26 protein-coding genes and 1 riboswitch are annotated in these 25,403 nt (G+C 50.5%); of the genes, 12 read left to right on the top strand and 14 right to left on the bottom strand.

The annotated features are described in order from the left end of the window. The first annotated feature begins 12 nt into the window (after positions 1 to 12). Entirely contained in the window at positions 13 to 483 is a 471-nt protein-coding gene (locus Q397_RS0109780; protein ID WP_028879266.1) for a MarR family winged helix-turn-helix transcriptional regulator, read from the top strand. Here Q397_RS0109780 and Q397_RS24970 read toward each other — a convergent pair. Continuing rightward, positions 480 to 653, bottom strand: coding sequence for a hypothetical protein (locus tag Q397_RS24970; protein ID WP_156950677.1), 174 nt, complete (start codon positions 651 to 653; stop codon positions 480 to 482). The two genes, Q397_RS0109780 and Q397_RS24970, sit on opposite strands and share 4 nt — an antisense overlap. Positions 654 to 911: 258 nt before the next feature. Between Q397_RS24970 and Q397_RS24080 the strand changes: the two genes are divergently transcribed. From Q397_RS24080 to Q397_RS0109760, 3 genes are read left to right on the top strand one after another with little or no spacing between them, the layout of a single operon-like run. Further along, on the top strand, positions 912 to 4,235 hold the full coding sequence (locus Q397_RS24080; protein ID WP_051609896.1) for an EAL domain-containing protein: 3,324 nt from the start codon (positions 912 to 914) through the stop codon (positions 4,233 to 4,235). A gap of 56 nt (positions 4,236 to 4,291) precedes the next feature. After that, positions 4,292 to 4,936: a 5,6-dimethylbenzimidazole synthase gene (bluB, locus tag Q397_RS0109765; RefSeq protein WP_028879265.1), complete on the top strand. Its 645-nt coding sequence runs from the start codon at positions 4,292 to 4,294 to the stop codon at positions 4,934 to 4,936. Beyond that, the gene (locus tag Q397_RS0109760; RefSeq protein WP_028879264.1) at positions 4,933 to 5,124 is read left to right on the top strand and encodes a hypothetical protein; all 192 of its coding nucleotides are present in this window, start codon (positions 4,933 to 4,935) and stop codon (positions 5,122 to 5,124) included. Before bluB ends, Q397_RS0109760 begins: the two co-directional genes overlap by 4 nt. On the opposite strand, the gene Q397_RS21905 is transcribed toward Q397_RS0109760, so the two are convergent. The 8 genes from Q397_RS21905 to Q397_RS0109720 all read right to left on the bottom strand — a co-directional run bounded on the left by Q397_RS21905 (position 5,118) and on the right by Q397_RS0109720 (position 11,437). Then, complete coding sequence (locus Q397_RS21905; protein ID WP_051609895.1) at positions 5,118 to 5,408, bottom strand: hypothetical protein; 291 nt, start codon at positions 5,406 to 5,408, stop codon at positions 5,118 to 5,120. The two genes, Q397_RS0109760 and Q397_RS21905, sit on opposite strands and share 7 nt — an antisense overlap. Then, complete coding sequence (locus tag Q397_RS0109750; protein WP_028879263.1) at positions 5,405 to 6,151, bottom strand: competence/damage-inducible protein A; 747 nt, start codon at positions 6,149 to 6,151, stop codon at positions 5,405 to 5,407. Before Q397_RS0109750 ends, Q397_RS21905 begins: the two co-directional genes overlap by 4 nt. 6 nt (positions 6,152 to 6,157) lie before the next feature. Further along, positions 6,158 to 7,828 (bottom strand): hypothetical protein, encoded by a 1,671-nt coding sequence (locus tag Q397_RS0109745; RefSeq protein WP_156950676.1) that lies wholly within the window; start codon positions 7,826 to 7,828, stop codon positions 6,158 to 6,160. Positions 7,829 to 7,992: 164 nt separating this feature from the next. Then, positions 7,993 to 8,673, bottom strand: coding sequence for an energy-coupling factor ABC transporter ATP-binding protein (locus Q397_RS0109740; protein WP_028879261.1), 681 nt, complete (start codon positions 8,671 to 8,673; stop codon positions 7,993 to 7,995). Beyond that, positions 8,666 to 9,454, bottom strand: coding sequence for a cobalt ECF transporter T component CbiQ (cbiQ, locus tag Q397_RS0109735; RefSeq protein ID WP_084149016.1), 789 nt, complete (start codon positions 9,452 to 9,454; stop codon positions 8,666 to 8,668). The genes Q397_RS0109740 and cbiQ overlap by 8 nt, the downstream gene beginning before the upstream one ends. Then, positions 9,451 to 10,008 carry a hypothetical protein gene (locus tag Q397_RS0109730; RefSeq protein ID WP_028879259.1) on the bottom strand — a complete coding sequence of 186 codons (558 nt, stop codon included), beginning with the start codon at positions 10,006 to 10,008 and terminating at the stop codon, positions 9,451 to 9,453. The genes cbiQ and Q397_RS0109730 overlap by 4 nt, the downstream gene beginning before the upstream one ends. Continuing rightward, positions 10,001 to 10,633: a cobalt transporter CbiM gene (gene cbiM, locus Q397_RS0109725; protein ID WP_028879258.1), complete on the bottom strand. Its 633-nt coding sequence runs from the start codon at positions 10,631 to 10,633 to the stop codon at positions 10,001 to 10,003. Before cbiM ends, Q397_RS0109730 begins: the two co-directional genes overlap by 8 nt. A 12-nt stretch (positions 10,634 to 10,645) precedes the next feature. Then, positions 10,646 to 11,437 (bottom strand): DUF4198 domain-containing protein, encoded by a 792-nt coding sequence (locus Q397_RS0109720; protein ID WP_028879257.1) that lies wholly within the window; start codon positions 11,435 to 11,437, stop codon positions 10,646 to 10,648. 93 nt (positions 11,438 to 11,530) lie between these two features. Continuing rightward, positions 11,531 to 11,736, bottom strand: a riboswitch (cobalamin riboswitch). Positions 11,737 to 11,889: 153 nt separating this feature from the next. On the opposite strand from Q397_RS0109720, the gene Q397_RS0109715 reads away from it, so the two are divergent. From Q397_RS0109715 to Q397_RS0109685, 7 genes are all read left to right on the top strand, one after another. Beyond that, the gene (locus Q397_RS0109715) at positions 11,890 to 12,465 is read left to right on the top strand and encodes a YceI family protein (protein WP_028879256.1); all 576 of its coding nucleotides are present in this window, start codon (positions 11,890 to 11,892) and stop codon (positions 12,463 to 12,465) included. A 31-nt stretch (positions 12,466 to 12,496) separates the two neighbouring features. After that, entirely contained in the window at positions 12,497 to 13,051 is a 555-nt protein-coding gene (locus Q397_RS0109710) for a cytochrome b (RefSeq protein WP_028879255.1), read from the top strand. A gap of 3 nt (positions 13,052 to 13,054) precedes the next feature. After that, complete coding sequence (locus Q397_RS21900; RefSeq protein ID WP_038013388.1) at positions 13,055 to 13,606, top strand: YceI family protein; 552 nt, start codon at positions 13,055 to 13,057, stop codon at positions 13,604 to 13,606. A 35-nt stretch (positions 13,607 to 13,641) separates the two neighbouring features. Next, positions 13,642 to 14,256: a KH domain-containing protein gene (locus Q397_RS0109700; RefSeq protein ID WP_028879254.1), complete on the top strand. Its 615-nt coding sequence runs from the start codon at positions 13,642 to 13,644 to the stop codon at positions 14,254 to 14,256. Positions 14,257 to 14,395: 139 nt separating this feature from the next. Further along, on the top strand, positions 14,396 to 16,093 hold the full coding sequence (locus Q397_RS0109695; protein ID WP_028879253.1) for a hypothetical protein: 1,698 nt from the start codon (positions 14,396 to 14,398) through the stop codon (positions 16,091 to 16,093). 83 nt (positions 16,094 to 16,176) lie between these two features. After that, a complete protein-coding gene (locus Q397_RS0109690; protein WP_028879252.1) occupies positions 16,177 to 17,106 on the top strand; it encodes a DHH family phosphoesterase in 930 nt (309 codons plus the stop codon). Positions 17,107 to 17,287: 181 nt separating this feature from the next. Then, positions 17,288 to 18,244, top strand: coding sequence for a sensor domain-containing diguanylate cyclase (locus Q397_RS0109685; protein ID WP_028879251.1), 957 nt, complete (start codon positions 17,288 to 17,290; stop codon positions 18,242 to 18,244). On the opposite strand, the gene Q397_RS21895 is transcribed toward Q397_RS0109685, so the two are convergent. From Q397_RS21895 to Q397_RS0109660, 5 genes are all read right to left on the bottom strand, one after another. After that, entirely contained in the window at positions 18,229 to 20,961 is a 2,733-nt protein-coding gene (locus tag Q397_RS21895) for a response regulator (protein WP_051609893.1), read from the bottom strand. The genes Q397_RS0109685 and Q397_RS21895 overlap by 16 nt on opposite strands. A 289-nt stretch (positions 20,962 to 21,250) precedes the next feature. Further along, positions 21,251 to 22,054, bottom strand: coding sequence for a GNAT family N-acetyltransferase (locus Q397_RS0109675; protein WP_028879250.1), 804 nt, complete (start codon positions 22,052 to 22,054; stop codon positions 21,251 to 21,253). 129 nt (positions 22,055 to 22,183) lie between these two features. Beyond that, positions 22,184 to 22,513, bottom strand: coding sequence for a DMT family transporter (locus Q397_RS0109670; RefSeq protein ID WP_028879249.1), 330 nt, complete (start codon positions 22,511 to 22,513; stop codon positions 22,184 to 22,186). Between the two features lie 53 nt (positions 22,514 to 22,566). After that, on the bottom strand, positions 22,567 to 23,898 hold the full coding sequence (locus Q397_RS0109665) for an ABC1 kinase family protein (protein ID WP_028879248.1): 1,332 nt from the start codon (positions 23,896 to 23,898) through the stop codon (positions 22,567 to 22,569). Then, a complete protein-coding gene (locus Q397_RS0109660) occupies positions 23,898 to 24,485 on the bottom strand; it encodes a hypothetical protein (protein WP_028879247.1) in 588 nt (195 codons plus the stop codon). The genes Q397_RS0109665 and Q397_RS0109660 overlap by 1 nt, the downstream gene beginning before the upstream one ends. A 109-nt stretch (positions 24,486 to 24,594) precedes the next feature. On the opposite strand from Q397_RS0109660, the gene Q397_RS0109655 reads away from it, so the two are divergent. Beyond that, positions 24,595 to 25,302 carry an SDR family NAD(P)-dependent oxidoreductase gene (locus Q397_RS0109655; RefSeq protein ID WP_028879246.1) on the top strand — a complete coding sequence of 236 codons (708 nt, stop codon included), beginning with the start codon at positions 24,595 to 24,597 and terminating at the stop codon, positions 25,300 to 25,302. Positions 25,303 to 25,403 lie beyond the last annotated feature (101 nt).

The raw sequence follows: 25,403 nt of genomic DNA, 5'->3' as shown, positions 1-25,403 counted from the left end.
TGGGGAAGAACGATGTTATTGCGTGACGAGGAAGATGATGTCAAACGGGACCTTATCCTCGATCAGTATGTGCCTTACCGGATGGCGGTCCTTGCTCATATGATGAGCGAAGGATTTGCGAAACGCTATTCGCAGGAATTTGATATGACCATCGGCGAATGGCGGGTCATGGCGAACCTTGGGCATCAGGAACCCCAAAGTGCACACGAAATCGGCTCCCATTCCCATTTGGACAAAGTACAGGTGTCGCGTGCGGTTGCACGATTGGAGAAAAAGGACTGGATACAGCGGGAAGGCGATAAGGTGGATCGTCGTCGCAGCTTGCTCACCTTAACACCGTCGGGGCGCACGGTTTTTAATAAAATCGGGGAACTGGCGACAGATTATGAAGACGATGTCTGCGCGTCTTTATCTACAGAAGAATATGCCGCGCTGGACAGAATCTTGCGGAAACTGTCCAAGCGTGCACAAGCCCTGATTTAGGATGCTGATTTTTTTGCCTCTTTTTTAGGGCAGGTCATATCGCAAATATGCATGGCAGACAGGCCAATTGCCGCCAGTAAAATCGCAAGAAACAAAGGAAGCCCGACCAGTGTGCTGCCATAAATCATAGGCAGCATGACGAGCCAAGGGAGTAAAAGCTGGAAAGGCATAGCCGAATCTCCGTCTTGGGGTGGTGTGTAAGGCTGGATTGTGCGGCGCTTGGGGGCGATGATCAAGTGTTTTTCTGTATGAATTGTCTGGCTGATGCCGGTTTAATGTGCGTTTGAGTTGAACTGCTTTTTCAGACTTTTACGGTTGGGGCGCAACTTCGGTATATACGGAAGTTCGCTTGAATGTTTTGCGCTTTTGTGACTATTTTTGTGGTCTAATAAAAAAATGCGCTTGAGAAATATAAACAGAAGCTGGTTATGGCGATAACACATAATGATGCCTCCATCCTTGTTGTGGATGATGATCCTATCGTATTGAAATTGGTCACCCATTTCCTTGAACTGAAGAAGTACAAGGTGGTGGGTTGCATCAACGCGCTTGAAGCGTACGACGTCTTGCAAAAAAATGTCTTCGATCTGGTGATTTTGGATCATTATATGTCGCCGGGAATTTCTGGTCTGGAGATGTTGAAGCGGATGCGTGATGAAGGCAATGATGTTGCCGTGGTCATGCTAACCGGTTCTAACGATCAGGAACTTGTCATTGAAGCCATGCAGTCCGGTGCCCTTGATTTTATAAAAAAAAGCAAAGGGAAAAAGTTTTTTGACAAGCTGGAACAGGCGGTTTTGCGTGCCCTCCACGTTAGCCGCCTTGAGAGAAAGATGGTTGCTGCGCATGATGCGTTGCAGGAAAGCGAGGAGCGGTATCGCCAGCTTTTTATCGGGTGTCGGGCCGTCTTTTTGATCATTAACCCCGAAACCGGCTTTATTGTGGATGCGAATGATGCGGCGTGCCGCTTTTATGGCTATTCACTGGAAGAACTGACGAAAAAGAAGATCAGCGACATCAATATGCTGACGCCTGAAGAAGTGCAGGCGGAAATGGATCGTGCCCGCGAAGAAAAACGCACGCATTTTTATTTTCGTCATCAATTGGCAGATTTGTCAGTGCGTCATGTCGAAGTTCATTCCGGCCCGATTAAGTTTAACGAACAGACCCATCTTTATTCGATTGTACATGATATTACGGATCGTCATCGGGTTGAAAGTTTTGTGGCTGGTCAACACCACACACTTGAAAAATTGGCAAAACAATATCCGTTGGAACAGGTCTTAGACGAATTGACGTATATGCTGGAGGAACTGAATCAGGGGACCTCTTTTGCCATTTTCACTGTTCATGAAGAAGGGCGCTATCATCTGGAAAGTGCGCCCCACATGCCAAAAGAATTTGTGGAACAGGCGCGACAGCACGGAATAGATGAGGCCTGTCATTTAGCAAGGGGGCAATGTGGCCTAACCGAGTTTGAAGATGTCCTTGCCGCCTGTGGTACCTGTCCGGCGCGGCAGTGGATGGAGAGCTTTGGCATTTACAGTGCGGTGGTCGAGCCGATTTATTCATCACATAAAGTCATGATCGGCTTTTTCTGCGCCTTTTTCCCTGAAACGATTAGTCCTGACAGCAAGGCCGTGAGCCTTGAGTATATGAAGAAAAATGCGCCGCTTGCCGGGGTTGCGATTGAGCATTTCAAGCAGGTTGAAGCGATTAATCATCATGCGGAATTTTTGCAAACGGTCATCGATGCGGTGCCCGCGCCGATTTATTACAAAGAACGCGACGGGCGCTATGCCGGCCTGAACGCGGCGATGTGTGACTTTTTTGAACGTCCGGCAAGCCAGATCATCGATCACACGATGAAGGAACTTTATCCCGCCACCAGCGAGCAGTTTACCGAAGTGGACAGGATCTTGTTGGAACAAGGTGGCAATCAGGTCATTGAAGGCGCGTTGGAGCGATCGGACGGCTTGCATCATGTGATGGTCCATAAAGCGCGCTTTATCAAGCCTGATGGCACGGCGGGGATTGTCGGCGCTGTCATGGATGTGACGCAAAGCAAGAAGACGGAAAAAGAATTACGTCTTGCACAGACCGTGTTCGACACCACGTCTGAAGCCATTGTGGTGACGGATTTGCAAAACCGCATTCAGGCGGTGAACCCATCCTTTACCCATGTGACAGGGTACACGGAAAAAGAGGTGCTGGGCAAAGATCCGGGTTTCCTGAGTTCAGGCCGTCACGATAAACACTTCTATAACCTGATGTGGCAGCAATTGTCTGAAAGCGGGCGCTGGCAGGGGGAGATTTGGAATCGCCGTAAAAATGGTGACATTTATGCGGAATGGTTGTCGATTTCGGCGGTCTATGATCAAGACCAAACTGTCACCCAATATGTGGCGGTCTTTAGTGATATTACAAAACGTAAAAAAGATGAGGAGCTGATCCGTCATCAGGCGAACTACGATGCGTTGACCAATCTGCCGAACCGCAATCTGTTTACGGATCGTTTAAGCCGTTCCATGGTGCGGGCAAAACGTCAGAAGTCACAGGTGGCGCTGATGTTTCTTGATTTGGATCGCTTTAAATGGGTCAACGATACCTTGGGGCATAATATCGGGGATATGCTGTTGCAGGAAGCCGGCAGCCGGATCCTGAATTGTGTGCGCGAAAGTGATACGGTATCGCGGCTGGGCGGGGATGAATTTACCATTGTGCTGCCCGATTTGCAGAATACCCATGATGTGGAAAAAGTCGCGCGCAAAGTGCTGGAAACATTAGCGGAGCCGTTCAATATTTCTGGTCATGAAATCTTTGTGTCGGGCAGTGTTGGCATTACGATTTATCCCGATGATGGCAAGGAACTGGAATTGTTGCTGCGTAACGCGGATACGGCAATGTACCGCGCCAAAGAAGCTGGTCGAAACGACTTCCGTTTCTTCACTGCGGAAATGAATGCTGAAGCCCATCAGCAAATGATCCTTGAACGCGATATGCGCCGTGGTATCGAGCGTGGGGAATTTCTTGTGCATTATCAGCCGGTTGTCGATATCGGTAAAAAGAAAGTGGTAGCGTGTGAGGCGCTGGTCCGTTGGCAACACCCCAGACGGGGCATGATTGCACCGGGGGCCTTTATTACGATTGCGGAAGAAACCGGCCTGATTAATCATCTGGGGGAGATTGTCTTGCGTCAGGTCTGTGAACAGATCAAGGCGTGGGAAAAAGATCCGGTCATGTGCGATGTGCGCGTGGCGGTTAATCTGTCACCGCGACAGTTGCAGAATGATAATCTGTTGAATGACCTGGTCGCCATTGTGGAAGAGGTCGGCGTATCCCCTTATTCCCTGACGCTGGAGATCACAGAAACATTGGTGATGCAGGACCCGGAAGCCGCCGCGAAGTTGCTGGAGGAAATTCGGGCCGTGGGCTTTAAAGTGGCGTTGGATGATTTTGGCACCGGATATTCATCTTTGAACTATCTAAAACGGTTCTCGTTTGATGTGTTGAAGATTGATCGCACCTTTATCAAGGATATTGAATATGATGAAGGCGATGCGGCATTGGTTGAAGCCATCATTGTTATGGCTCATAAGCTGGGCATCAATGTTGTGGCGGAAGGCGTGGAAACGGACCCGCAACACGACTTTGTTGCGGGACAAAAATGTGACTATATCCAAGGCTATTATTACAGCAAGCCCATTGCGCCGGATGCCTTTAGTGCGTTTTGCGAGAAGCTGAATACTTGACCGTTTCAAATAGGGCTTTATAAATCTACGAACGAAATTTAAGGAACGCACTTTCCATGCTGACGCCTCCCACCTTTGACAAAGCCTTTCAGGATCGATTGGATGAATTGTTCAAATGGCGTCGTGATGTGCGCCATTTTAAAACCGATCCATTGCCAGACGGGATGATGGATCAGTTGCTGGAAACCGCAACCTTGGCCCCGTCTGTGGGGAATAGCCAGCCGTGGCGTTTTATCAAAGTGATTAGCCCACAACGGCGTAAGGCCATCCGTGATAATTTTGAAGCCTGCAATAAAGTGGCCTTGGCAGATTATGACGGTGATCAGGCAACCGCCTATGCGTCCTTGAAATTGTCCGGACTGGATCGCGCGCCGGCTCATTTGGCGGTTTTTTGCGATACAAAGACGCAGGTCGGTATGGGCTTGGGCCAAAAGACCATGCCGGAGACATTAAAATATTCGGTGGTGTCCAGCATTCAGACTTTGTGGCTGAGTGCACGTGCCCAAGGTGTTGGCCTTGGCTGGGTGTCGATCATTGAACCGGAAGAAGTCAAACACATACTGGATATTGATGAACCAAGCTGGGAACTGGTCGCCTATCTGTGCATTGGGTATCCTGAAGAAGAACATATTGTGCCGGAACTGGTTCGCACCGGTTGGCAGGAACGTCTCCCTTTTAGTCAAACGGTGTTAGAGCGATGAGCGATATTTATAAAACCAAGACGTTTTGGCGCCGTGCCGCGGCAATTTTTGCGATGGTATGGATTGCATTTGTCGTGGTCTTTACCCAAGGCGATGCGGAACATTGGCTCAATCACACCATGTTTTTGGTGCCGATTGCGGTCTGGGTCGTGGTTTTGGTGGTTTTTCGAAAAGAGAAAAATCAGTAATACATATGATCTTCTGGCGGGTCATCGCGTTCTTGGGCGAGGCTGAAAATGCCCCAGCCCATGCTGATGCTGCCAAAGGTGATGCACAAGCCTGTATAAAGCATGACCACGACCAACCAGCCATCTGAGGTGGAAGAGATCATGGACCAGAGTTTGCTGACATCATAATATAGAAGAAGCGTGGCAAAGAAACATCCACCCAGAACCCCGGCCAGCAAATGCTTAAACAGGAAGATGAGGGTTGTTTGCGCAGTCCAGTGCATATTGCTCAGGGGCTTTTTCATGAAGAGAAGATAAGCTTTCCACCTAACTTTTCAATCATTTCTTTTACTGTAGTTTGGCAGGATTCTACACGCATTTGATCCACGCTACGCAGGACCAGACTAACGCCAAACTGGCCTTCCTTAAAGTAAGGATAGCTGCCGATCTCCACATCATCAAACTGATCCTGTATCAGGCCCAGTTCCTTTGCAATCACCCCTTCGGTCAAATCTGTGGTGACGGTGGCAGACAGGACGGTTGCGCCCCCCGTCAGGCGTCCTTTCAGGTTTTCAAACATCGCTTGCGCGATTTTTGGCACACCGGCGAGGACAAATACATTTTCCACCTGAAAACCGGGTGCTTTGCTGATCGGGTTTTCAATCAGGATCGCACCTTTAGGCGTTTTGGCCATCCGCAGGCGGGCTTCGTTTAAATCTTCCGGTTTATAATGGCTTTGCAGCATAGCCACTGCTTCGGGGTTATGCCCGAATTCAAGACTAAAGGCTTTGGCAATAGAGGCGGCAGTGATGTCATCATGGGTCGGGCCGATGCCGCCGGTTGTGAAGACATAGTCAAAGTTTTGGCGCGCGAAATTGACCGTGTCGATAATAACAGTTTCATCGTCGGGGATCACACGGGCTTCGCGCACTTGAATACCGAGGGTATTGAGTTCGCCAGCGAGGTAGGACAGGTTGGCATCTTTGGTTCGACCGGACAGAACTTCATTCCCGATGACGAGAATACAGGCAGAAACAGATGTGCTCACGCTGGATTACCCTTTTTTCATTTTTTCATACATGCCGCTGTAGGCTGTTATGAATTTGCCAATAGTATGTTGGATCATATCACGGGTATTGCGTGATGTATCTTCGCCGGTTTCACGCGCTTGTTGACGGGCAAAAATGACGCGGTCGATCAAGCCAAGGATTCCGTCCATAACCCCTTGTAGCGGTTTGGGCAGGTTTGCTTTCTCACCTTCAAGACATTGTGCTGCCTTTGTGAAATCTTTTTCGTACTTGATCAGGTGTAGAACCAAAATGGCTTCGAAGAAGTAATCAAGGCAGTTCTGCAGGACACGGGGTTCCGCGCGTTCTTTCAACAGTTTGTTGATTTGACGTGCATAGGTCATGGGACGACGGCCCATTTCTGGGACGGACAGGGGCAAGCGCCCTTCGTCCAGTTTTTGCCCCATGCAGGCGCCTTGTACTTCATCCAGACCAATGGAGTTTTTGGTATAGAGCAAGTTAAGGATCAACATCTCAAAGAAGTGCTGATCGTTGTTTTTAAAGCTTTGTTCCAGGGCACGGGCAACCGCCCCTTTACTGTTGGAATCCTGCTTGGCCTGATCTGCGATCTGAATGATGCGTTCGGCCTCTGCTTTAAACAGGTTTTCGCGCATGGAGGACAGGTAAGACAGAATGGAGAAATTGAAGGTTTTGGGGAAGAAAATTTCGCCACGCGCTTCCGATGCCTTGAAAATCTCGATAACCTCTTCCCAAGCTTCTTTTTCTTTTTGAGCTGTGCGTCTAGGGGCGGGGGCGGCTTTCTTCTCTTTCCCCAACAGTTTGGAGAACAAGCCACCTTTTTTCGCCGGTTTTGCAGCCGCTGCGGCACCGGATTTTTTCGGGCCAGCCTTATCACCTAATCTTGCGCGTTTTTCGGCATCCTTTTGGGCGGCACCCCATCCGTTAAAGCCGGACTCGACCACTTCTAAGAGGGCACGCTGCTTGTTGCGCAGGACTGCGCGGATTTGTTCTTCGTCTGCTGTCGGGTCTGTTTCATTGTAGATGCGCCGCGTCATCAACTCCCGACTATCCACGATCAGGGCTTTGATCGCATCTTCGATCAGGACGCTGAATTCCAGAGAATAGAGGAACAGGGGCGGGATACCGATGTCATTGATGGAATGACGGCCATAAAGATGGACGCTGCGCAAGACATCCAGCTTGGAATCGAAATGGCGCACCATCGTTTGAATGCAGATCTTCTCAGCCAGTTCGTATTCAAATTTCGGCTCGGTAGGTTCTTCTTCAACAGGGGCAGCGGCGGCGGCCTCTTTTTGTGCAGCGGCTGCTTTTTTCTTTTTGGCTTCTTCGGCGCTGCGCTTTTGTTGTTCTTTGAGCTGTTGGGATCGTTTGGGGAGATTTTCCAACCCGGTCATAATCTCTTCAGCGCGTTGTCGTACAAGACGGGTAAACTGGGCGTCACGGAAGTCTTTGCATTGTTCCATCACGGTCATGACGAAACGGATTTGTGTCAGATAGGTCCCTTTTTGCAGGGCATCAGGATTGCCGCTGGCCAACACTTTAAGCACGCGTTGGGCTGCACCGTCGACCTGAGTCATCATTGCCGCCTTACCTTCTTCCGGTTTCAGGGAAGAAAGTTCCGTCATGGCGGCGGTCAGTTCAACTTTTTCAAAATCGGCAGGTTTGGTATCAGACACGTTTAAGACCATAAGTTCGTTTCGAGTGACTTATTATTTAAGGCAAATGTACGGACATCCCGCTTAAAAAGCAACGTTTTGCGCATACAGTTGTCCCATCACCTTTATAGTATAGAACAAAGGTTAATAAAATGGATATGGCCTTAATCTGAAATTATAAGGATTTATGCTATAGCGTGCTTACATTTGGGGGTCGGGTGCACTAGTTTTCCATCGACAAGGGACAGGTAGCGTTCGGTGACTTTGCGCCGAAAGTGCGAATCATGGGAAATGATTACCAGGGCTTGCGGGATGGTGTTTAAAATTTCCAGTAGCCGGTCCTGCGTTGCTTCATCTAGGGCGTTTGTGGGCTCGTCCAGCAACAGCACGTCCGGTTCCATCGCAAGCACACAGGCAAGGGTGACAAGGCGTTTCTCCCCGCCGGACAGATTGTGGGTTGCACGGCTGCGCAAGTGCGTCAGGCGCATGTTGGTCAGGGTTTCTTCAACGATCTGGCGCACTTCCTCAGCAGATTTCCCCAGATTAAACAAGCCAAAGGCTAGGTCTTCTTCGACGGTTGGGCAGAACAGTTGATCATCGGGGTCCTGAAAGACCAGACCAATGCGACGGCGCACTTCTTTAAAGTCAGCTTCCTTGATGCGTTGCTGCCCAAAGGCATGGACTTCGCCACTTGTGGGTCGATTCAGGCCGACGATGATATGAAACAGGGTGCTTTTGCCTGCCCCGTTCGGACCATTGATGGCGATGCGTTCACCTGCCTTGAGGCTAAAATCCACACCATTGAGCGTGGCAGGATGGGCAGGGTAGGCAAAATGGATATTTTTAAGGTCGATGAGATTATCCATAAAAGTAGTCCGATGCGAGGAGGAGAAGGAGGAGGCACAGCCAAATTAAACTAAAGATACGGTCGCGTTTTTGAAAATGGAAATTAGAAATCAGATAGAATTTGCCATTAAACCCCCGACACTTCATGGCGGCAAGGATGCGCTCTGATCTCTCAAGGGAGCGCACAAGCATCATGCCTAGCAGATATCCAATGGAGCGATAGGTATGTAGGTTATTGCCGGGTTTAAAGCAGCGCGCGCGCATGGCATTTCTCAGGCGGAAATATTCCACCTTCAGCACATCAATATAGCGCACGCTAAACAGCATGAGATGCACCAGATTTTCCGGCACCCGCAGGCGGTTGAGCGCATGGCCGAGCGTGATGGCATCAATGGTCCCGACAAGAGCCAGCATCGCCATGACAACGGCGTTGGCAATCAAGGCAATTTCAACGGCTTTCAAGACGCCTTCTTTGGTGGCTTCCCAGGACCCGACATGGAACCACACTTCCCCCGGTGTGGTGAAAGGGAGCATGAGCAGCATAAAGATGATGAAGCTGTCCATGGTCAGGACTTTTTTCATGGTGCTCGCGGCGGGCAAACCTGCTGAGACCAACAGAAAAAGGCCGATTGCGAGCGCAAAGCCCAAGGCATAAAAGCTGTCCAGCGTAATGACGCAGCAGGCAAACAGAACCGCAGCGATCACGCGCGCGCGCGGGTCTGTTCGGTTGACCCATGTTTGGGTATCTAACGCCCCGCGGGCCCGCATGACATTGGAAACATTGGGCCCGTACTGGCTCATACAGCAGCCTTTTCTTTGCGGCGTGCCATGATGTAAAAGACCACACCGGTCAGGCCGAAGATGTAGCCAATCCCGCCAAGGATGGCTTGCATGTTGTTCTTTTCCTTGTAAGACGCAATTTCTTTGCGCAAGGGCTGCACTTCCTGACGGACGGCTTTGGCAATCATCTTTTGCAAGTCAGTCGGATCGAAGGCTGGGGCGATGGCAGGCGTTGGCGTTTGCGTGGCAGCCATTTTGGGGAGTTCATCAACCCCCATGGTAAAGCGGGCCACGTGGCCTGCGCCCAGATTTGCGACAAAAGTATGGGCAACTGCTTGGGTTGGTGTAAAGCGGAACAGGCCGTCTTCGGTGACCGTTGTTTCGCCAATTTTGTTGTCATCGGCATCAAAAACTTCAACGACAGTGCCTTTTTTTGCCATGTCGCCGTTGGAAAAACCGACTTCGCCTTCAATGTCGGCACCGTCTGTCCACCCAGAGCCAACGACCTTATGGGCCAGAGCCTGATCTGTCATCAACAGCAAAGCGAAAAAGGCGGTAATGTAAAACTTAGGCATGAACAGGGCTCCCGTCGGCAGAAGGGGTATCGCGCAAGAGTTCAGGTTTGACACGATGGATCAGGGCAACGGCGCTACCACACAGGAACCCTTCAATCAGGATAACCGGGATATGGGCCAAAACGACGAGTTTAGCTGCGGGGATAAACTCTTCTCCTGTTAGGGCAAGGGCAAGCGTTACGACAAGGGCCGTGGTGAAAATCGCACCGCCCCCAGCGACGGCGGCCCAAAGCACAGCAACTTTCTTCTGGGTGCTTTTAACCCCGTTTCGACAGATATAATGCATGACCACGGCAGGCAGGGCGATGGCAACGGTGTTGACACCCAAAACGGTAATGCCGCCGTAGCCGAAGAAAATAGCTTGTAACAACAGCCCGACGAACAGGGCGGGAAACGCCATCCAGCCGAGTAAAAGGCCGGCAAGTCCATTCATGATCAGATGAACACTGCTGGGACCAATGGGAACATGAATAAGGGAGGCCACAAAGAAAGTCGCGGTGAGCATGCCGGCAGCGGGGATTTTTTCCATATCCATTTTGCGCAAGCCCCAGCCGATGCCGGCGGCGGCAAGAACGCCACCGGCAATCACAACTTCGTTTGATAAGGCGCCGTCTACAACGTGCATATCAAACCATCCTTACTTCAAGTCAAAGGCTTGAATCCACAAGACGGCATCTTGTGACAGTTCTTTGCCTTCAAATTCTGTATCCGGGCCGGACCCCAAGGCGGCAAAGCCCCAGTATCCTGCTTTGGGAATGCCGAAGGTGAATTGACCGTTGGCATCTGATACCGCGACAATCGCGCCACCGGGCATGGTGACACTGGCGTCGGATGACGGTTTGTTTGCGGCCATATCTGGCTCTGCGCTCATGTGTTCAATTTCAATTTCAACACCCGCGGCAGGCTTGCCTTCTTTCAACACAACACCTGTGAAGGTGGAGCCGACGATCGCGCCGTACGGCTTGTTCAACGGAACGATTTCTGTTTTCAGGCCGATCGGTTCTGCCCAATCGGTTGGTGCCGCACCTTTGTTGATAAAGACTTTGGTGATTTGCTGGATATAGATATCCTCGCTACCTTCCAAATAAGGTGCCGGGACCGTGATCAGGGCGTAGTCGCCATTGCGTTTCAGTTTGACGCTTGCGTCATAAGCTACGGCTTCGTTGGTCAATCCATTGAATTTGATGGGCTTGAGTGTCTCCATCAGGTCGGTTTTTTCACCTTTGAAAACCGAGTAAAATTCTTGCGGCTGTCCCATGTCCATGGCGTGACCGTTTTCCATCGGATGCCAGAAAACGAGTTTTAGCGGCAGGTCGCCTGCTTTTTCGACATTGCTGTCAGGTGTATAAATGAGTTGAAAATGTGCTTGGGCGGCTGTGGCAAAAGACAGGCTCGCAGCAGCAGCCAAGGCAAAAAGAGATTTACGCATAAAGTGATCCCCTCGATCATATAAAAATGTACAAATCGAGCGGTGTGAAATGGTTTCGTGGTGTGTCGAAAGATAAACCATGAGCCACCCCGCTCAATCTTCTTTTTTATGGCAGGTCTCCTGGCTCACGCTTTTTCGCCCTGTCGCCTTCCCAGTGTCCCAGTGGCATATGACAGCACATTTGCGCTTACAGTTGCGGGGGCAGCCATGGTTTTGATCCCTGATGGGTACGTCGCACCATGTTCCCTTTTAATCCCCTAGACTCAAGCCATCGGGGAACCATGCCCTTCTTTTAGAATGTAAAGTGTAGGGGAGTCAAACAATAAGAAGGGCCGTTGCGAACGATTATTATCAAATTGGAAACAATCACTTTCATTCTTGGCTCTTTTTGCACTGCGAAATTCTCCCTACTGTTTTGATCAAGCACTTTCCACTTTCTCAAGGAGCCCCTTATGAAAAAACTTTTCCTCGCCGCTGCAGTCGCTTTGGGCCTTAGCACCTCTCTTGCACAGGCAGACCCTGTTCAATATGCGTTTGACAAAGACCATACGTCTATTGTGTTTCATGTAAACCATATGGGGTTTTCAAACTTTCAGGGTGAATTTCAAGAGTTTGACGGCAGCCTGACCTTTGATGCCGACAAGCCGCAAAACAGCGCTGTGAATGTAAAGATTAATGTCAACAGCGTGGATACCGATGTCGCCAAACTGGATGATCATCTGAGAAGCCCGGATTTTTTTGACGTTAATAAATTCCCGTCCATGGTCTTTAAAAGTAAATCCATCGAAGTTACTGGCGAGAAAACCGGCAAAATCACCGGTGATTTTACTTTGTTGGGTGTCACAAAAGAAGTCACACTGGATGTCACCCTAAACAAAGCTGCGGATCACCCGATGTTGAAAGTGCCCGCCGTTGGTTTTTCCGCGACAGGGACAATCAAACGCTCTGACTTTGGCATGACAACTTATGTTCCCGCTGTGGGGGACGAAGTGACCATCAGTATCGAAACTGAAGCATACGCGAAATAAGCCTGCAATCTTGCGTATCAGGAGAAACGTTATGTCTTTACGAAACACAAAAACCGCTTTTGGTCGTGTCGCAAAATTTTTCCATTGGAGTATGGTCTTTGGCTTTATCGCCCTCTATGTCATTGGTTTTACTATGACAGATTTGCCGATCGGCCCAGAAATGTTTGAACGGATTGCCCTGCATAAATCCATCGGGATTGGGGTACTGGCCTTGGCTGTTGTGCGTTTGATCTGGCGTTTCTCCAACCCTAATCCTGCGTTGCCGGATACTATGGCGCCCTCTGAAAGATGGGGCGCGCATTTTTCCCATATCGCGCTTTATACCGTCATGATGGTGATGCCCTTATCCGGCTGGGCTATGAGTTCGGCGGCGAACTATCCGGTCAGTGTTTTTGGCTGGTTTACTCTTCCCAATATTCTCGCGCCGTCTAAAGCGGCAGTGGACTTCTTAAAAGAATTTCATGGTCTGCTGGCGTGGGGCATTTTGGGCCTGTTGGCCTTGCATGTGCTGGCGGCCTTAAAACATCACTATATTAATAAAGACAATGTGCTGACCCGCATGTTGCCCTTCTACAAAGGAAACTGATTGATGCTGCGTCTCTTTACTTTTTTAACCACGCTTTTGATGGCAACGCAGGTGATGGCAGCCGACTGGTCCGTGCGCAAGGAAGACAGCAAGCTGGGCTTCTTCGCAACCCAGGCCGGGGCGGAATTTGAAGGGGCTTTTAAAACCTTTTCCTCCGAAATCCGGTTTGATGTGAATGATCTTGCGGGCAGCGAGGTGAAAATCACAATTGATATTGCCAGTGTGGATACTCAAAGTGCCGATCGTGATAGCAATATCACCACTCAAGACTGGTTTTATGTGAGTGAGTATCCAAACGCGACATTTCAAACCAAGACGATCACCAAAGTGGGGGAAGGTCGCTATCTGGCGATTGCTGACCTGACCATGCGCGGGGTGACGAAAGAGGTGGAGCTGCCCTTTACTCTGACGATTGACGCAGGTGTCGCCCACGCCCAAGGGGAAGTCACCGTGTCGCGCACGGCCTTTGGGATCGGGCAAGGTCAGTGGGCCGCGAATACGGTTGTCGGCGATGATGTACGTATTTTCTTTGACTTGAAAGCCGATGCCCAATAGGTTCAGCCCAGCTTAATTAATCTGGGTAATGGATCATGGCTTCTAAGAAATCAGGTAAATATATTGGTGATGCAGGCGTTGCAAAATTTCTGGATCAATATAAAAGCCAGACACCGTTTTATGTGGTGCGCATGCGGGTCCTTGGGGCGTTAGCCAGCCCAAACAAGGACCTGTTGCCTGTGATGGTTGTTGCCAGTTTCTGGCCGGAAGACCAGTTCCCGAAATTTGTCACCAAAGATGAAGCCGAGACGTTCTTTTCCACCTTTATGGGGCTGTGGCGTCGGATGGAAAAAACGGTGGAAGCCAGCCAGAAAATGCTGAGCGCGCGGGGCAAGATCACCAATCTGGAAGAAGCCAAGGAAGTGTTGCTCAAACGGGTGGAAGAACTGGAAGCCGGATTTGTCGAAGGGTTCTGGGGCGGGCAGGACGATATGAAGATGCCGTCTGCAACCGCTGCCCTGATCGACGGGTTGAGCGAAGAAGCAGACTCTTATGCCGCCTTATTAGAAGATGTTGAACGCTGGACCGATTTTAGCGATGGAATGCGCGATGCGTTGCAGGATGAAATGGATGAGCGCGACGCCACCATCGAAGACGCCATCAAGGCGTTGATTTTGCTTAAGCAGAAGTCCGACGAAACCGCGCACTAGGCGAAAATTTAACTTCGGATAGAAAACTGCAATAAATGGCATGGTAATATTTTATTTTTCTGCGTACTATGAAACCTTGAGTGGGGAAAGGTGTCACAAGAATACCTGAATAGTTACGACAGAGAAGCATTATCACACCATGGGCGAACGAACGAAATACGAAATCCGCTTGAATGATCAGGACCGCTGGTTTGTGGAAAAGGTCTTTACCGACAAGAAGATGGCAGAACGTTGTTTTCTTGAGTTTGTTGAAGATGATAATCCTGAATTTTTTGGTGTCCAGATGGTGCGGGTCTGGATGCGTGCCGACCAAAACGAGGTCGAGAAAGTCATCACGGAACAGCGCCTGACACCACGCCACGCGCCACTTCGCCTGTCAAATATCGATGAAGCTGCCCCTTGCGCCCACCGCGATGATTATTTGGGGTTGGGCGCGCGTATCACCATGAACCGATTGTTGCGCAACTATTTTGACCGCGAAGGGATGATCCCGTCCGAGCTGATCTATTCCCATGATCGGGCCAAGCGTTTTATGACCACCGACCTCAGCCCGCTTGCGATTGATCGTGTCTCCACATTGCAGGCGCGCGATACCGGGGGAGATTCCCGCAAGCGCCGGGACGCGATCTTTGAAGAAGTCAACGCGATTATGGAAGAGGTAAAAACCGTTTCCAAATCGAAAACCATCAAGTCCTTTGAAAGCGCCAACCTTGAGGAAATTGATGCGGCGGCGGCAAAAGTGAACAAGCCGATGGCCTTTCATATACTGGCGTGTAAAGCGCTGGTGCAGTATCGCAGTTTGGAGGGGAAACTGGGGTTGGTGCTGGAGTGGCTGGAAACCGACAAAGGCAAAGAGCTGGAGTTTGAACTGGACAGTCTGCTGGCGGAAATTATGTCGTCGGCGACCTTGATACAGGATATGCTCGGGCCGCAGCGCAATTTGGCGAGTGCGATTTCAACCCTGTTGGATTGGGTGGATGGCAAAGAGGTGCAGGGAACCGGTGCAGCCCCACAAGCGGTGGGGGCGATCTGTCGTTTGTTCTCTCAGGATCGACTGGAGGCAACGCGCGATGTTTTGTTTGATTTTATCCTGCGTCAACTGTCTGGCAAACAGCCGCTGGCACGCAATGATCCTTCGCAGGAAGAAAAGGAATTTTTGGCATTGTTTAACCGTCTGGTCGCCCCCACAGGCATGACAGGCGGATCAGACATGGCAGAAGCGCTGACGCGTCGCTATGGACATGGTATGAAACAGGGGGGGGAAAGCGGGGAGCGTCTGTCGATTAAATGGTTGCTGGATTCTTTAGCGGACGGGGCAGCGCGCCTGCCTTATTTATTGGCCTTATATGACGCGCCGTTGGGGGAAAAATACCCAGATGTCATTCAGCAAAGCCTGATGATGATCTGCAATACCACGAAAACCATTTCTGATTTTTGTTCCGGTGAGTTTTCTGCAAAAGAAAAGCTGGTCTGTATGAAAGACCTGCATTTGCTTGTGGAAGGTTCCGTGCTGGAAGAGAGCGAGCAAAAAAAAGTACTGTCTGCACTGGATCGGACGGTTGAAAAATATCTGGTCGATACAAAGCTGATTGATAAGCTGGATAATCCAGATGCGTCGTTACATGACCGTGCCATTCGAATGGTACAGTTTTGTGGATCAGGTGTGCTGTGGCAGCACGGCTATGCCATGAGCTTGGCGCAATCACGGGTAATCGAACATTTGCGCGGGGCAAGTTTTATCGAAAAGTTCACGGAACATGAGACCGACCCGCATAAAAAAGAAGTGATGATCCGTAATTTTTACAAAATGATGGCTGATGCCGGATTTAAGAGTTAGTATGTACAAGCAGATCTTATAAACATAGACTATAAGCTGTACCGGCAAAATACTTGGAAGAAGAATCGACAGGAGCCGAAACGATGACGGATGAGAAATACCGCCTGGTCACACGTGCTGATTTTGATGGCGTTGTGTCAGGAACCTTGCTTCTTGAACTCGACATGATTGACGAGATCGTTTTTGCCGAACCCAAGGAAATTCAGGCGGGTGACTTTAAGGTCGGTCCCAAGGATATTTTGACAAACCTGCCCTATGTTGAAGATGCCTATCTGTGTATTGATCACCACGCCAGCGAGGTGGAACGGGTCGGGAAACACACCAATCTGGTGATTGATCCTGATGCACCGTCTGCAGCGCGCGTGGTCTATAATCATTTTGGCGGGGCTCGTGCTTTCCCAAAAATCAGTACGGAAATGCTGGCCGCTGTCGATCAGGCGGACTCGGCTCATTACTCCGAAGAAGATATTCTGGCGCCCGAACCTTGGGGATTGTTGAACTTTATCCTGGATCCGCGCACAGGCTTGGATCGGGTTGGCAATTTTGCCATTTCCCATGAACAGTTCATGAAGGATATGATGGTTTATTGCCGTCATCATCCCGTCGATGAAATTCTGAAAATCCCTGATGTGGAAGAACGTCTGCATCTTTATAGCCATCATGAAGAACTGTTTGAACGTCAGCTCAAACGATGTACGCAGGTCCATGATAATCTGGTGGTGTTTGATCTGCGCGGTGAAGACAAGATTTTTGCCGGGAACCGCTTTATGATCTATGCGATTTTCCCGCAGTGTAATATTTCCATTCAGGTTATCCCGGAAATTGAGCCGGGCAAATGTCTGTTGGCAACGGGTAAATCACTTTTGGACCGATCCTCGCAAACGGACGTTGGGCATTTGATGCTGACGTACGGCGGTGGTGGGCACCGTCAAGTCGGGACATGCCGGATCGAAAATGATCGCGTCGATCAGGTTTTGAGTGAACTGGTTGCCCAAATTACCGCGGACGGTTGATCTTTTTCCCTGACCCAAAGCTATTCTACCCAGCCGTGAGATATGTCAACATATTGTAATATATGATTGATTGGTTGCGACGTCTGCATTAGGATGTCCGCAGGTAAATAATATATCCATAAAGAGATATATAGACAGGGACAAGGGCTAAGCAATGGACAGCAGGTTGTCAGGAGACAACGTGAGTACTCACGAACATCTATTCGCCATCCGATTGATGCAGCATCTGGTCGTGCCGACTTTTGTGCTGGACCCTGAAGGGCGGGTGATGATCTGGAACAATGCCTGCGAACGTCTGACCAATGTGAGTGCAGACGAAGTGGTTGGCACCAAAGACCACTGGAAAGCCTTTTATCCCGAAGCCCGTGAATGTCTGGCCGATCTGGTTGTTCAGGAACGTATTGAAGATATTGAAAAACTATATGCCACCCATTCTGTCAAAGATGATGTATTTGTCGGGGTCCGGGCAGAAAACTGGGCAGTGATGCCGCGTGCGTCCAAACGGCTGTATCTGGCGATCAACTGTGGACCGATTTATGACGATGATGGCAATATGATTGCGGTTGTCGAAACGTTGCGGGATATGACCGAACAAAAACGTGCGGAAGAAGCGTTGCAAAGTCTGGCCCATAAAGACGGGCTGACGAATTTGGCAAATCGCCGATCGTTCGATATTTCTCTTGAGGCGGATGTGCTACAGGCGCGCAGAAGAGGCGATCATCTGGCACTGTTGTTGTGCGATGTGGATTATTTTAAACCCTATAATGACACGTACGGGCATCAGGCCGGGGACGAATGCTTAAAGAAAGTAGCGGCAGTGGTTGGTGAGCAAGCTTTACGCCCCACCGATTTGGCCGCGCGATATGGCGGGGAGGAATTTGCGATTATCCTGCCCAATACCGCAGATGACGGTGCTTTTCAGGTTGCGGAACGACTGCGCAAATCTGTTGAAGCGCTCAATTTGGAACATACAAACAGCCTAACCGAAGGTCGGGTGACAATGAGCATTGGTTACGTCTCTGTGCGACCAGACGATCATATCGAGCCATCTCACTTGATCGAACGGGCGGATGCTGCGCTTTATCAGGCGAAACAATCCGGCCGCAATCAGGTGAAAGGCTATCAGTCTGATAACTGATTGATCGCGTTCAGCACGGTGTCGTAAGCCTTTTCCAACTGGTCGATAATGGGGGCAACTTCTGTTTTGCCACGGATCAGGGCTTCTTCCAGATCGCGTGAGGCAACAAAGATGTCATTGGCGGCAATGGCACCGGCAACCCCTTTGATACTGTGCGACAGCATGCGCGCATTCTCAATATCATTGTCATTCAGGGCCTGCTTAATCTCGCCGACCAAGCCTGAGCGATCTCTTCTGAAAATCTCCAGCAGTTCCCGATAGAGTTTGCTGTTGCCACCAAGGCGGTCCAAGCCGCCTTCAAGGTCAATGCCATCCATTTTTACCGGCAGCAGGTTCGGGTCGTGTTGGTGCGGATTGGGGAGAACAGTGTCCGTGGCACGTTCGGTTTTGTGCGTGCTCGCCTTGATCCATTTTGCCAATGTTTCAAACAGTTGGTCCGGTTCAACAGGTTTTGTCAGATGATCATTCATCCCGGCCGCCAGGCATTTGTTATGCTCGCTGCGCATGGCATGGGCGGTCATGGCAATAATGGGCAACTGCTTGAAACGGGCATCACTGCGAATAACGCCCGTGGCTTCATAGCCATCCATCTCCGGCATTTGAATATCCATTAGGATGGCATCGTAATACTGTGTATTGGCCTCTTTTAAAATCATGTCGGAGGCTTCTTTGCCGTTTTCTGCCATATCGACCAGAATACCGGCACTTTGCAAAATTTCCTGACCGACCTGTCGGTTAATCTCGTTGTCATCACACAGCAGGATGCGGGTGCCCGCCAATTCCAGTTTTATCGGGTTTTCGCTGTTTTCGCGCTTGCGCGGCCGTTCGCGCACGACTTCCTGACCAAAGCTGGTCATGATGGCGTCAAACAGGCTGGAGGGGTTGACTGGCTTTTGCAGGAAGAGGTCAACCGGTGTGTCATCGGTTTTTTCTTTTTCTGCTGCACGGGCCTGACCGGAAACCATAATGATTTTCGGCAGGAAGATGGATTGGCGGTTTTTGAAAATCTGTTGGGCGGTCTGCAGCCCGTCCATATGCGGCATTTTCCAGTCCATGACGATAAATTCGTAAGGGGACCCGAGGGAAATTGCTTTCTCGATCTCCGCGACGGCATCCAGACCGCTACCCACAGCATAGACATCGAAAGACAGATGATTGAGCATGGCTGTCATAATATCGCGAGATGCGCGACTGTCATCCACCACCAACACTTTCATGGAATACATGTCGCGAGAGATGACTTTTTTACTGGCCTGCTGATTTTCGATATAGCCGAACTTGGCGGTAAAGGTGAAGGTGCTGCCTTGACCGGGCTGACTGGTGACAGAAACGTTGCCGCCCATCATTTCCACCAGTTCCTTGGAAATGGTCAGGCCAAGACCGGTGCCGCCATATTTACGGGTATTGGAATTGTCCGCCTGATTAAAGGCTTGAAACAGGTTGCCGATTTGCTCGTCACTCAGACCAATGCCGGAGTCCGCCACGTTGAATTCCAGCGTGACGTCCTGATCTGTTTTTTCCACCAACTCGGTTGAAACGATGACTTCGCCCTCTTGGGTAAACTTGACGGCGTTGGAGGTCAGGTTCAACAGAATTTGCCCCAAGCGCAGCGGATCACCGATCAGGTCTTTCGGTACATCGGGGGAGACGTTGAAGAGAAGCTCCAGCCCTTTTTGTTCTGCGCTTAAGCCGACAAGGTTGACGAGGGTTTCAAAGTTTTCGTTCAGGTCGAACTCGACTTTTTCCAGCTCCATTTTCTTGGCTTCGATCTTGGAAAAATCGAGAATGTCATTGATGATGCCCAGCAAGTTTTTGGCGGAGACATCGATTTTGCGCAAATAGTCTTTTTGCTGCGGATTAAGGTCCGTTTTGGACGCGAGGTGACTAAGGCCGATGATAGCGTTCATCGGGGTTCTGATCTCGTGGCTCATGTTCGCGAGGAATTGGCTTTTCGCATTGTCGCTTTGTTCGGCCTTTTCCTTGGCGAGGCGCAATTCGGTTTCCATGCGGTCGCGTTCTGTCAGGTCGTCTTCGGTGACGATATAGTTGAACTCCCCGGTTAAGGGGTTACGGGTGACGCGCACATCAACAGCGTGTTTGCGTGGCCCAAAGCGGGTGTTCATCATAAAGTCGCCGTGGCTGTTTTCCTGCGCTTTGGCTTTTTCAAGAATTGCCATTCCTTGGTGTTCATCATGGAAGCGGCGCACAAAAAGAGGGAGACCTTCTTTGGTCCCGATGGCTTCCTGTCCATAGACGTCCGCGGCCGCCGGATTTTGGCGCATCAACAGCCCTTCGGGTGTGAAAATGGAAATATTGACGGACGTGTAGCGTGTAGCATCCACCAGCAACAGGTTTTCCGGCTCTTTCCCCAAATCCACTTCTTCGGAGATAAAGGCGAGAATACCTTCTGATTTATTTTCACCCAGATAAACAGAGCGATGGCGCATATAGACGGTTTTGGGTTCGCCATTCGGGTAGGTGGTCCAGCTTTCGTTCGACTCCCCAAGTGTGGCGGCTTTTTCCCAGACCTGTTCCATACGGCGGCGGGTGCCGTCACTATCGCTGGTCATGTCTTTGTCGATCATGTCCTGTACGCTGCTGACGCCCCAGAACTTGAACGCAGCCTTGTTGCACCACCAGAAACGGTAATTGCCCAGATCGAAAATCCAAGTCGGTGTCGGGATCAGATCAAAGTCTGCCAACTCCGCGCGATCCATAAAATGTCTTAAATCGTGTTTAGGCAAGGCAACAGGCTCTCTTTATAAAAAATGTGAAAGGCAGTTTAGCTCACTTTACGAACATTTATAAAGGGATATCTGTAAAAAATGCGTGACAAGACCTGGCTTTTTTCTACTATAAAGTGCAAAATTAAGGAGTCGACCATCTAGCAAGCTAATATCTAGAGATCCACGTCATGAAAATGTCTTCCAACCAGTGGAACTCTTTCACTTTGATAAACTGTGTCATAGCGAACGGCGTTTCCTGAGAACAAGGGACAGATTTTTTTTAAGTGTTAGCTTGGTTGGGGAGGTCAGCAGATTCTTGCAGGTAGTGGCGCTGATAGCGTCCGGTGACATTGCCGGTTTCAACCAGCAGGCAGACATCGGTGGTGTTGAATTGGTGATCAATCACCGCCCCATGTCCGATGACCCCACCGACCCGCAGGTAGCCTTTGATCAGCGGTGGCATTTCGCGCAAGGCCTGACGGTTGTCGATTTGCTTTTTCTTGAGCAGCTTCATGTTTACAAAACGATTTTTCAGGGCTTTTGGGGACCATTCTTCAGGTGCGCTGTGATGGTGATGCAGATAAGACAGCGCGGTCGCCATGGCTTTTGGGTCTGTACCGGGGAAGCTTGCACAGCCAAACATCAGGGTGATGTTGTGCTGGTTGATATAATCCGCAATGCCGCGCCACAACAGTTGCATCACCGCCTTGCCGCGGTAGTGCGGGTCCACACAAGACCGACCCAGCTCGACAATTTCCCCCGGATAATTTTCAAGGTGGGTCAGGTCAAATTCATCAGCGGAATAAAAGCCTTCATGCAGCAGCGCAACGCTCCGGCGCAGCAGTCGGTAGGTGCCGACCACGCAGTCTTCACCCGCTTGTTCTTTGGCGGTATCAATGACCAGCAGATGGTCGCAATAGTCGTCAAAACGGTCAAAATCACGACCAGCTTGGGCGACAGGGGCATCCGGTACCGCGCCCATCCCTTCAAAAAAGACACGAAAACGTAATCTTTGGGCGGCGCGGATATCGTCTTCGGATTTGGCTAGGCGGACATCGAGTGTTGTTGCGGTTGAAGTCGTCATCTGTCTCATCACTGAATGTTAATCTATGTAAAACTTAAATTACGCTAGACACTGGATCAGGAATGTTTCATCGCCGTGAAGCTTTGATGACGAAAAGGCTTAAAAAATGTGACGCGGGGGTCTTTAGGGTCAGTGACTCACGCTTTTAGAGAAAACATTTATGACAATAACGCCTAAAATAATAAAGCCAATGCCGATCATGGCGGGAATATCCGGGATTTGCTTATAGAACACGGCACCCGCAACGGTGACGAGGACGATCCCGACCCCGGACCAAATGGCATAAGTGATCCCAATAGGCAGCGTGCGAATGGTCAGTGTCATAAAATAGAAAGCGACACCATAGCCGATGACAACCACAATACTGGGCACCAGTTTGGTAAATTCTTCAGACGCTTTTAGCGCGCTGGTGGCAATGACTTCGCCGACGATGGCGATGGCAAGGTAAAGGTAGGCCATGGGAGGTTCGCTTAAAAAATGGGGGAAGGGTGGACTATCTGCCAGTCGTCCGATTAGGTCAAGCCGACTTTTGTCAGCAGGTCTTTTTGTTTGCGGTTTAAGGCGTCTGCGTCAAATCCATCCACAAGGTCATGGAAGAGGCGGTGCCAGTTGACCTCGGCCTTGGTGCGCATAAACACACTGCCGAGCCCGACGGCGGCCCGATCCACCATGACAAATTCCCGTGGGGGGCGGATACCACCGAGTTTCTTGAGCTCCTGATGGATCTCGTTGGCAACTTTGGCCCCATAAAGGCCATCGTCGCTGTCGTGGATGCGCCGGACTTTATCCTCTAGCAAGGGGGTGTAGATATAACGGGCCCAACGGTTTAGCACCTCGATAACCTCACGCGAGAGATTTTCAAATCCCCATGTTTCATAGGCATGGACGGCAAGGTCATGGTCGCCATCACGGATGGCTTTGTAAAGGTCGATGATCCCGCCGACGAAGCTGGCTTCAAAAAAGCGGATACAGCCGAAATCCAGCAGGTTGAGGGATCCGTCCGGGCGCACCGTATAGTTTCCCAGATGGGGATCACCATGGATGACGCCGTAATGATAAAGCGGCAGATACCATGCCTTGAACATGGCAATGGCGATGGTGTTGCGCAGATCGGGATTATCTTCTGCCATTTTGATCAGGGGCTGACCTTCCATATAGGACATGCTGAGTAAGCGGTCGCTGGACAGGTCCGTGTCGGGGACGGGCACGTGGATCATAGGCTCGTCTTTTAAAATTTCCGCGTAAAGCTGCATGTTTTTGGCTTCGCGGCGATAATCCAACTCTTCACGCAGACGCTCGGTGAGTTCTTCCAGAATGTTGCTCGGATCAATGGCTTTGTCGTACCGGCGATAGATGGAGAAGATAAACTTAAGCTGTTTCAAATCCGCTTCAATGGCGCTGGACATATCGGGGTATTGCAACTTGCACACAAGTCGGTTGCCCGCGTGGTCGGTTGCATGATGGACTTGCCCAAGGGAGGCTGCATAGCTGGACTCCCGTTCAAAAGTGTCAAAGCGGGCTTGCCAGTTTGGGCCGAGTTCCTTGGTCATGCGGCGTTTGACAAAGGGCCATCCCATGGGCGGCGCATCGCTTTGCAGTTGAGACAGTTCTTTGGCAAATTCTTCGGGCAGCGCATCGGGGATGGTCGCCATGATCTGGGCGACTTTCATGATTGGCCCTTTTAAGCCGCCAAGGGCTTTACGGAGTTCTTGGGCGGCTTTTTCCGTGACAAAACTGTCAGAAGTCAGGCGTTGTCCGGCAAAGGTGGTTGCCATTTTACCGGCAGAAACGCCAACACTGCCATAGCGCTTGAGCCGTTGTAACAGGCGGTTATCTTCTTTCATTAGGCCACACTCCGGCGGGTGAGGGGACAGGTGAGCTTTGCTTCCCATTGTTCGGCTTTGGCAAGGTGTTTATCCAGTGCCGCCATGGTCTTTGCCATATCTTCGGTGTCATCGGTGCGCCAGACGTTGTAGACCAGCAAAAACAGCGCTTGCAGGCTGCGGATACGTAAGCGACCGCGTAATCCCTTGGCGTTGGCCTGACAGACTGTGAGCATCTCGCCAAACAGATCAAAGATCAGCTTGTGGCGTTTGCACAGTGCGCCCGGGCGGGCTTTAAAGCCGCGCTCAATATTTAAGGCGGCATTTTTATGAAGGGATAGTTCGTCGAAATATTGCATCAACAGATCAAACAAACGTTCGCGCACGCTATCTTGTGGGTCTGCCTGAAAGCCATAGACGACGCGTTGATTGATCGTGTCGATATAGGCATCGGCAAAATCAAACCCGTCTGCCAATTTGGGGGGGAGGTCCGTCAGGGATAATCCGGCTTTGTGTGCAACCGCATCGGGCGTGAGGTGATGAACGGGCGTATTTTCAGCCAACTCTAAAAAGCTCTGGAGGATGTTATCATTCAATGTTTCAGTCATGGCGATCTCCTTGCTTTCTATACGACAATGCGGTGCGGATAGATCATCCCTGTTGATCCGATTGTTCCGGGGGGACGTATAAAGCCCAGCAGAACAGGAGGACGGATAGATGAAGGCAATGATCTTTGGCGCAAGCGGTGGTATTGGGCGGGCGCTCGTCCGACTGCTAGGTGAGGAGGAACGCTTTCAACAGATTTATGCGGGCGCGCGTCAGATGCAATCCTTTGAGGCAAAGAAAGTCCATCCCTTTACCTTTGAATTGACCGATGAAGGCAGTATTGCGCGCGCTGTGGCAGAGGTCGAGGGACCGCTTGATCTGGTGGTGGTCGCAACCGGCATGTTGTGTGAGGCGGAGATTGCACCGGAGAAAAGTTTACGCGATTTGGACGGCGATAAGTTGGCAAGATATTTCGCCTTGAATACGATTGGCCCCAGCTTGATTGCAAAACATACGTTGGGGAAGTTGAACCGGACATCACCAGCGGTGTTTGCAGCAATCTCGGCACGGGTGGGCAGCATCAGTGATAACCGTTTGGGCGGCTGGTACGGCTATCGCGCCTCAAAAGCTGCGCTCAATATGATGATTAAAACCGCCGCGATCGAAGTCGCCCGACGCAACAAGTCAGCTTGCGTTATCGGCCTACATCCGGGAACCGTGGACACCAATCTCTCGCAACCTTTTCAGGCCAATGTCCCTGAGGGTAAGCTGTTTACACCGGATCAATCGGCAAAATATTTATATGATGTCATCAAGACCCGGACCCCGGATCAGACAGGCTTGATCTTTGCGTGGGATGGACAAGAAGTTAAGCCTTAAGCTCTTGTCGGATAGCCAGAGCAAGTTTATGGAGCAAAGTTGCAGGTTAGACGTACATCGGGGAGAAGACGAAAGCCTTCTCCCCGATGTGCTGGTCTACA

The organism is Terasakiella pusilla DSM 6293, from assembly GCF_000688235.1.
Lineage (GTDB): Bacteria > Pseudomonadota > Alphaproteobacteria > Rhodospirillales > Terasakiellaceae > Terasakiella > Terasakiella pusilla.
The sequence above is the reverse complement of the archived record's forward strand: the minus strand, read 5'-3'. Positions and strand labels throughout refer to the sequence as shown.